Source organism: Paracoccus sanguinis (assembly GCF_900106665.1).
Taxonomy (GTDB): Bacteria; Pseudomonadota; Alphaproteobacteria; order Rhodobacterales; family Rhodobacteraceae; genus Paracoccus; species Paracoccus panacisoli.
Map to the genome: position 1 here is coordinate 46,725 of NZ_FNNA01000010.1, position 8,617 is coordinate 55,341.

General features: G+C 63.9%; 7 protein-coding genes and 1 pseudogene. 3 read left to right on the forward strand and 5 right to left on the reverse strand.

The window, feature by feature from the left end; translation table 11 throughout:
- Positions 1-5: 5 nt before the first annotated feature.
- The gene (locus tag BLW17_RS16715; RefSeq protein WP_028720318.1) at positions 6-350 is read right to left on the reverse strand and encodes a hypothetical protein; all 345 of its coding nucleotides are present in this window, start codon (positions 348-350) and stop codon (positions 6-8) included.
- A gap of 347 nt (positions 351-697) precedes the next feature.
- Between BLW17_RS16715 and BLW17_RS16720 the strand changes: the two genes are divergently transcribed.
- Positions 698-1,309 carry a recombinase family protein gene (locus BLW17_RS16720; RefSeq protein ID WP_051578253.1) on the forward strand — a complete coding sequence of 204 codons (612 nt, stop codon included), beginning with the start codon at positions 698-700 and terminating at the stop codon, positions 1,307-1,309.
- 201 nt (positions 1,310-1,510) lie between these two features.
- Positions 1,511-2,050, forward strand: coding sequence for a recombinase family protein (locus tag BLW17_RS16725; protein ID WP_036735283.1), 540 nt, complete (start codon positions 1,511-1,513; stop codon positions 2,048-2,050).
- A 518-nt stretch (positions 2,051-2,568) separates the two neighbouring features.
- Here the strand turns inward: BLW17_RS16725 and BLW17_RS16735 are convergent.
- From BLW17_RS16735 to mobV, 3 genes and pseudogenes are all read right to left on the reverse strand, one after another.
- Entirely contained in the window at positions 2,569-3,237 is a 669-nt protein-coding gene (locus BLW17_RS16735) for a ParA family protein (RefSeq protein ID WP_036735285.1), read from the reverse strand.
- Between the two features lie 130 nt (positions 3,238-3,367).
- Positions 3,368-4,405: a replication initiator protein A gene (locus tag BLW17_RS16740; protein ID WP_036735287.1), complete on the reverse strand. Its 1,038-nt coding sequence runs from the start codon at positions 4,403-4,405 to the stop codon at positions 3,368-3,370.
- A 911-nt stretch (positions 4,406-5,316) separates the two neighbouring features.
- Positions 5,317-5,922: pseudogene (gene mobV / locus BLW17_RS19005) on the reverse strand (MobV family relaxase); the annotation flags it as partial.
- Between the two features lie 716 nt (positions 5,923-6,638).
- On the opposite strand from mobV, the gene BLW17_RS16755 reads away from it, so the two are divergent.
- Positions 6,639-7,864, forward strand: a protein-coding gene (locus tag BLW17_RS16755; protein WP_139306057.1) for an IS3 family transposase whose coding sequence is annotated in 2 segments (ribosomal slippage) — positions 6,639-6,981 and positions 6,981-7,864 — 1,227 coding nt in all. Because the reading frame shifts where the segments join, the coding sequence is not laid out codon by codon here.
- A gap of 102 nt (positions 7,865-7,966) precedes the next feature.
- Here BLW17_RS16755 and BLW17_RS16760 read toward each other — a convergent pair.
- Positions 7,967-8,548, reverse strand: coding sequence for a hypothetical protein (locus BLW17_RS16760; protein ID WP_036733487.1), 582 nt, complete (start codon positions 8,546-8,548; stop codon positions 7,967-7,969).
- Between the last annotated feature and the right edge of the window lie 69 nt (positions 8,549-8,617).

The following is an 8,617-nucleotide window of genomic DNA, read 5'->3' on the forward strand; positions in this document are numbered from 1 at the left end:
GGCGATCAGAGGGATTTGGGAGGGCGGTCGTCCGGGTCGGTCAGCCGGCCCCGCAGGACAAGCGCGGACGGAAACCAGAGCGCGATCGTGGCGAACTCTGCCAGAAATGCGCTGGCAGGCTGCGGCGCCGGGGCCATCGGCCCGACACAAGCGATCGCGCAGGCTTCCGACATCCTGTGCCCCGCTTGGCCGCATGGACCCGCGGTGTCGGGATGCTCGGCCAATCCCGCTTGGTGATGCAGGCACGCGCCTGGCATCTCGGGCGCTCCTCCCGCCATGGAGGCATGGGGAAGCGCCGCGAAAAATAGGACGGCTACCATCAGCAGCAGGGAGGTCAGGTGGCGCAGCATTGTGCACAAGGACGATAGGACGACATCCGATGGAGTATAAACCGCCCGGTATTGATCGCAATGCTTGGCAGCAGATCGGCATCGGCATTTCTTGGGCAGAATGGCGAATGAATAAACAGCATTGTTTCTATCAACTCGCAAGGGCCACATCTGAACTATGCCGCAGCCGCTCCTCAGCTCGCGTCCAGACAGGCCAAGTATACAGCCAGCCGAGATTTACTAAATAGGTATACCTCATCCGGACAGATGCATCGGACACCGGGGCTTGTCCAAATAGGGTTTGTTCCACGGGCTTTCGGACGGTAGCGTGCACGGGTCTAGACCTCAACAGGACAGAACGGCCCCTCATGACCCTTTACGGCTACGCGCGGGTATCTACGACCGACCAAGATCTCGCGCTGCAAGAAACAGCTCTGCGGACCGCCGGCTGTCAGGTGATCCGATCCGAGAAGAAAACCGGCACCCGACGCGAAGGCCGGGCCGAGTTGGACATCCTGCTCCAGTTCCTGCGCGCAGGCGATACGCTGGTCATCACCCGCATCGACCGGCTGGCGCGCTCGCTGAAGGACCTGCAGGACATCGTGCATGAGCTGAAGGCCAAGGGCGTCACCCTGAAGGCCACCGAACAGCCGGTGGACACCTCGACCGCCGCCGGCAAGGCCTTCTTCGACATGCTGGGCGTTTTTGCCGAGTTCGAGACCAACCTGCGCCGCGAGCGGCAGATGGAAGGAATTGCCGCTGCCAAGGTGCGGGGCGTCTACAAGGGCCGCAAGCCGAAGATCGATCCCGCGGAGGTCCGCAGGCTGCACTTCGAGGAACGGCTCAGCCCCACCGCCATCGCAAAGCAACTCGGGATCGCGCGCTCGTCGGTCTACAGGTTCCTGCCAGCACCCAAGCAACCCGTGGCACAGGAACTTACTCCACCAAATCGCCGGGGAGCGCAAAGCCCGGAAGCCTGATCTGCGCCTCTCTCGGCCTATCTGCTGATCCGAAATGGGGTGCGCCTAACGTCAAGGGTTTCGGTAGATATCCAAGTGCCAAGCGCTTCTGACAATAAGTGCAGTCGTCTTCTGAAAGTGACAGGAAGTGCGCGCGCTTCCCCTCCTTGACCGCGCCACAACTCCCTGCCTAAACCCGGCAGGTTGTTGAAGGGTTTGGGCATGATCCTCGGCTATGCGCGTGTCTCGACCGAGGACCAGCACCTCGACGCTCAGCTGGCGGCCCTTGAGACCGCGGGCGCGGGGCGGGTCTTTGCCGAGAAGGTCACCGGCACGCGCACTGCCAGGCCAGAACTCGAGCGGCTGATCGACCAGCTGCGCCCCGGCGACGTTGTGGTCGTGACCAAGTACGACCGCCTCAGCCGCTCGCTTCAGGACCTTCTCGGGATCGTCGCCCGGATTCGGGAGGCAGGCGCGGGCTTCCGGTCCCTGGCCGAGGACATCGACACCACCACCCCGGCCGGGCGCTTGGTGTTCCATGTCTTCGCCTCGATCGCCCAGTTCGAGCGCGAGCGGATCGCCGAGCGCACGCGCGAGGGTCTTGCCGCCGCCCGGCGGCGTGGCCGGGTGGGAGGCAGGCCCCCTGCCCTCTCGCCCGAGCAGCGCGCCGAAGTGCGCCGCCTGCGCGACGACGATCGGCGCTCCATCGCCGAGCTCGCCCGGCTGTTTCGCGTCAGCTTGAATACCATACGCCGCGCGTAAGGCGGGTCAGCTCGGCCATGCGCTGATGCCGCGGCCGCTGGCCCATGCCTAGGAACACGCCGGCTCTTGCACACGCTGCAGCGCTCCAGCGGTCGTCGAGAGGCAGCCGGGGGCAGTGCCCCAAGCTTGGCAGCCAGACAGGTCGGCGCTCGCCAACCGGGTCAGACCTGCAGGATTGCGAGCTTGGGCAAGATGCACGTGTGGATTCAGGATCAGCCGAGGCCTACACACCTGAGGGTCATCCAGAGGCGTCTGGCCGCTGCGGCGCGCGCCATCTCTCCCACATCCGCTCGATTAGCTGGCCTTGCGTGATGCCCAGGCGCTCGGCCTCGTCGGCGATCGCCTGACCCACCTCTGGGAAAACCTTCGGGTGCAGTTGGAAGGTCCGCGGACTTGGCTTCCGGCCGGGCTTCCGGCGCGGGGTGCGGTCCAGAAAGCCCCTCGCCTCTCCGACCTCGTCGACCCGCCGGACCTCTTCGACGGTGGTGTCCTTGGGGCGCGCCCTCAGGCCCGCCAGCCTATTTGAGCCGGTCATAGACGGCCTCCGCGAATGATCGGGCGTTTTCCTGCGCCTTTTCGATGTTCCCGCCGGTGGTGATGGTCTCGTCGGCAGCCATGTCGGTCAGGTCGCCCCCATAGGCGAACAGCTCGGAAAAGGCCGCCCGGTTGACCAGAGCGGGCTGGATGAGGTCGATCCCTGCATCGCAGAGCTGGGCCTCGAGTTCTTTCTGGACCCGGCTTCTCACCGCCGCATTGGTCTTGGTCAGCACGACGGCATGGCGGATCGGCCGGCCTAGTGCCTCCTCCTCCTCGCGGACGAGTGCCAGGGCCTCGGAGCCGATCTCGGCATCGAGCGCGGTCGGCTGCATGGGCACGATCACCAGGTCCGCCTGCGAGATCGCGCGGCTGACCAGCTGCGATGCGACGCCTTCCAGGTCGACGATGACGATACGGCCGTCTCCATCCGCCGCCCGGATGGCGGGCACGATGTCGGATCGGCCGACGTCGCTGCGCAGTGTCACCCCCTTTGGGGTGCGATGCCCCGCCCATCGGCTGAGGGACCTGTTGGGGTCACAGTCGAGGACGGTCACATCCGCCCCCATCCGGGCGAATTCCGACGCGAGCAGCACGGCGCAGGTCGATTTTCCGACCCCGCCCTTTGGGCTGGCCATGACGATGACGGGCATGGGTAATCCTTACGAGACGAGCAGCGGCAGTTTCGCATACCGCAAACTTATCCACAATCTAAAACAAACCGGATTTATATCGGGTTGTTTTAAAAAAACCTGATACAAATCCATAACCGGAATTAAATCCCTATTCCGGGCTGCCGCGCTTCTCGAACCATTTGCGGCAGAAGCCGACGAACGCAGCGTCCGCATCCCGTGGCGGCTCGACGATCCATTCGCGCCATTCTCTCTCGAGGTAGTACACGTCCCAGCCGGGGGCTGCGGCACGGGCCGATTCATACGTCTCCGCGTGCAGCGGCGACACGAGCGTCAGACCTGGTGGGGCAGGGGACATCGTCCCCCGGTTGGTGAAGATCACCATGTCCGCCGTCTCGTCATAGGCGACATGATAGTCGGGCAGGTGATCGTTCATCACCAGTTCCCGGATCATCTGCCGGAAGCGCTTTTCGGGACTTTGCGAGCCGGACTTCAGCAGGAGCTTAGCGAGCGAGATGCGCCACGTCCTCTGCTGGCCGCAGTGCTTGCGCGCCAGCTCGTAAACCCGTCGCTCGACCGGCTTGCGCAGGCGGAAATAGTCCCGATGGAGCGTGAGCACCTCTTCGTTCCGGATCGCGTTGAAGACCCATTCCGACAGTTTGACTTCGCACCACAGCAGCCGGCCATCCATGCCGTGCTTCCGGCGGATGGAGGAGGCATCGATCAGTCCGAAGCCGTCGATCTGCTCTTCGTCGCCGGTGGTGATGTTGGTCCGGATCCGCGTCCCTTCCAGACGATCCAGGGCGTCGATCAGCGACATGTACTCGCGCCCGCTCGTGCCGCGATTAGTGAAGATCAGCAGCTCGTGCGAGTTGATGCGGACGCGCGGCGACACCGGCTCGCCGCGCTTCAGCTTCGCCATGATCTGGCTGATGCAATAGATCAGGATGTCCTTGTCATAGATCGTGGCCAGCCCCTTCACGCTCGGGGTGATCTCGAGCCAGTTGTCCCCATTCCGGTACCGCTTGACCGTCGTCTCCGGCTTCTTGGAAAGCGAGTAGAAGGGGTGCTCCATGTGCTGCATCACATCCTTGAGCACAGCGTCTGCCACGTCGCAGATGAACAGATCATGCTGCGGGTGCCGGTCAGGCAGAAGGGCAGGGAGCGGGTTCGTGGTTTCAGTTACCATGCCCCATATTCGTGTTTTCAGTTACCGCCGTCAAGATTCGTGTTTTCAGTTACCGAAAGCAGGATTTCAGTTACCAAGATTCGTGTTTTCAGTTACTGCCATGCGGCGTAATATATTGAATATAGACGTATAAATTGTACTATTTTCTCGCGTAACACCTATTTTAACACATCTATAACACCCAGACCTGTGGATAAGTCAGAGGCAAGGGGACCGATCCACGATCATCCGTATCCATCGTCCCAACCTTCATCCTGTGCCTTGATCCGCTGCTGCATGGTCTGCGCATCGTCCCGATCATGATCTGCTGAGACGGCCGTGGAGACCTTCGGCTCCGGGGTGTGCAGCGAAGATGGGTGGTGAACGGGGGAGAGGACATGGATCGCCTTGGGCTGTTGCTGCTGCGGAGCTTTCGCCCTCGACGCTTTCGCTGTCTCAGCGTCATCCTTACGGATGGCGTCGTTGATGGATTTCTCAATGAGGTCGTCGAGCAGTTTTTCCTTGGCCCCCAGCCGCTGTCCAAGCTGAGCGGCGTAGTCCCAGGCGACATCGACGGCGATCTTTTCGTGACGAAGATCGCGCTGAAGCTGGCGGATCTCGGCAGCCCTGTCCTCCAAGGCCCGCGACAGCACCCGGTTCTGCCTCTCCAGCCGATCGAGCTGATGCTTCATCGCTGGCGTACCGATGGTCTGCCGCTCGAGGGAGAGGATCTTCACCTCATGCTCCCTCTGCTCCCGGCGCCTGGCCGACCAGGCGCCCACCAGAGCGCCGGTGGCAGCCTCCGAGGCCCTCTGACGCCACTGGGCGTCCGTCTCCTTCCCCCGGCCGAGGAAGTTGCCCGGGCGGCGCTCAGGGAGCTCCACGGCGTGCTCCGGGTCATTGAGATGGGCATAGGCGCTCTTCACCCGCTCATGGGTCGCCTTCGAGCCCTGTACGCCACGTTCGAGCCCATGGGGCTGGCCGACCTGTTCCGCAAAGTCGGTCTGCATGGCCGACAGCTTGCCCCGATCGCCAACGAGGGCGCGGGCGTTGAGCCTGCCCCGGTCATCGAGGGGGATGGTCATCACCGTCATGTGCGGGGTGGCCTCATCACGGTGGATCACGGCCGACAGGACGTTCTCCTTGCCATGCCGGTTCTCGAGCCACTCGAGGGCGCGGCGGAAATACACGTCCTGCTGCTCGCGGCTCATGGCGTTCAGCGCGCCCGGGCTGCCGCCGATGAAGTACTCCAGCCCGTGGACGGCGTTGACCCGGATCTTCTCCGGGGCGCGGGCCCGCCAGGCGTCCAGGACGCCACGGCTGTCCTCCGCCCCGACGAGGACGGTGTTGTCGCGGATGCGGGCCGGATTGGCGTTCGGGGTCTCACGTTCGCGGAACGTGTGCTGAAGGCTGGCGCCCATGTTGCCGAGGTTCTTGATCTTGGCGCAGCGCAGGATGGCGAAGCGCCGGCCGCCGTCCTGGATGCGCCCGCTGTTCGTCCGCCCCAGCCGGAGCTCATCCTCGTCGTGATAGGCCATGATCACCTCGCAACCCGCCAGCCGGCAGAGTAGAAGGGGCTGAAGAGGGAAGGAAGGTTGAATGTGTACTCACTAGACATTCTGACTTCGCCGGAATGTCGTTCGCCCGCCGCAGGCGGGAAAGAAGGTGCACATTCAACCTTCCTTCCCGGCGCCTCGGGCAGCCAGAGCTACCCCGATGCGCGACGCCAGGCCCTGCCTGCGCCGCTTGGACCCCTCGCGTCTGCGCCGCGCAGGCAAGGACACAAACGGCCCGAGGCCGGGGCGGCGGAGTTGGTTCATGCTGAAATGAGGGGTTGCGCCAGAAACCGGTCAGAAGGACCGCACTCTGCGGCGGGGCTGCGGCGGGGCTGCGGCGGGGCTGCGGCGGGGCTGCGGCGGGGCTGCGTTGGCCTAGGTACCCCCCCACTGGGGTCGCACGGTTCCGGCGCAACCCCGCCGCAGCCGGGTCTGTGCCTGAGTAGGATATGGTTCTGAGTAGGATATGGTTACGGTTCGGATATGGTTCTGAGTAGGGTATGGGTCAGATATGAGTAGGATATGGTTCAGAGTAGGATACGGTTCTGAGTAAGATCTGAGTAGGATTAGTGTCAGGTTCTGTGTCGTGTCCGGCGAGCGTCTGGCGTCATCTCGAACCTGGATCCGTCAGATGTCGCCTGATGAACTGGCCCCCTTTTCGACCGGACACCTGGGCATAATCATGGAGGCTTAGGCATATGCCTGAGCATGTGATCATGTCTGAGATCGAGATCATCACCGACGGCGGCCGCCGTCGTCGCTGGAGCGCGGCCGAGAAGCTGCGCATTGTCGAGGAGACGCTGGACAAGAGGGCCAGCATTTCGGTAGTCGCCCGCCGCAATGGCGTTGCCCCGAACTTGCTCTATCGTTGGCGCCGCCTGATGCTGGATGGGGGAGCCGTGGCCGTGTCGGAAGATGACGATGTGACCAGCAACCGGACCGTCCGGCAGATGGAAGACCGGATCCGCGAACTCGAGCGCCAGCTCGGCCGCAAGACGCTGGAGGCCGAGATCCTGCGCGAGGCCCTGGACAAGGCACGCTCAAAAAAACCGACCTTGCTCGCGCGGTCGCCTCTCAGGGACGGTTTCCGGTGAAGGTCGTCGCCGAGACCCTGGGGGTGGCCCGTTCCAACCTGATCGACCGCCTGCAAGGCAGGGCGAAGCCGCGTCGGCGCTATCACAAGGCGCAAGACGCGGCGGTGGTGCCGTTGATCATGGCGCTCGTGTCAGCGCGTCCCACATACGGCTATCGCAGGATCACGGCGCTTCTGAACCGCCAACTGCGGGCGGAAAGCCTGGCGCCCGTGAACCACAAACGGGTTTACCGGATCATGAAGGCCCACAACCTGCTGCTGGCGCGGGAATATTCCGAACGCCCCGAGCATGTGCACGACGGCAAGATCATCGTGATGCGCTCGAACCTGCGCTGGTGCAGCGACGGGTTTGAGTTCACCTGCTGGAACGGCGACATCGTCCGCGGCGCCTTCATCATCGATGCCCATGATCGGGAAATCATCGCCTGGCGGGCTGTGGTCAACGCCGGGGTCAGCGGCTCGGACATCCGGGACCTGATGCTCGAGGCCGTCGAGCGCCGGTTCGGCACATACCGTGCGCCTGCGGTCATCGAGATGCTGTCCGACAACGGCTCGCCCTACATCGCCAAGGACACGCAGGTCTTCGCCCGCCAGCTGGGCCTGAAGCCCTGCTTCACCCCGGTGCGAAGCCCGCAGAGCAACGGCATCTCGGAGGCTTTCGTGAAGACGCTGAAACGCGACTACGTCCAGGTCACGCCGCTGCCGGATGCCAGGACCGCCCTCGGATTGATCGGCGCCTGGATCGAGGATTACAACGAAAACCACCCGCACTCAGGGCTGAAGATGCGCTCGCCTCGCGAGTTCATCAAAGTTCAAACCGCAACGGCCTGAGTGTCCCGCGAAACGGGGGCAAGACCACCTGACTGGTCATCCACCAGCCCTGTCGTCCGGCCCATCAGGGCGCAGGCTGCGCTTTCGTCCTGGACAGGGTAATCAGCTTCCCGAGAGGGCCGGGGCAACGCGGCCGGGAGCGGCTGCTCCAAGAAGCTGCATCTCCGGCGCCTCGAGCCGCAGTAGGCTCAGCATGTGCTCCCGCGCCGCCGACACCCCCTCGGGCCAGAAGCCGTCGATCGTGGAGCCGGGACCACTGGGCGACAAGCCAGGGATCGCCCGGCCCACCACAGCCTTCACCTCGAACTCCGTCCGGGCGCAGACAAGGCCCGCCGACAGGACCACCAGGCCGACCTTCAGGGGGCTGAAGTCCGGAAACAGGAACCGCGCGCGTTCCACGACCTCGGTGCTGCCCTCGACCCACCCCTTCACGCTGATGCCCAGCCCGGCAGCCGCCTCGACGATCTCCCACGACGGCGCCCGGATGGCCTCGATGATCGGCCAGGGGTTGTGGTGGTGTCTGGCCTGAGCCAGCTTCATCGAGGAGCGCGGGCCGCTGTACGTATCAGGGCTTTCGTCATCGACCTCGCCCAGCTCGCGCCGGATCAGCGCCAGTTCCATGAGCCCCGCGGTATGCGGCAGCTCCATCAGCGTCTCACAGAGGTCGGCCGTCGGTTCCAGCATAGGGGGCTCCATCGGATGGGGCAGGGCGATCAATACACACCATAGTTGATAACATCAAAGTATGTGAAG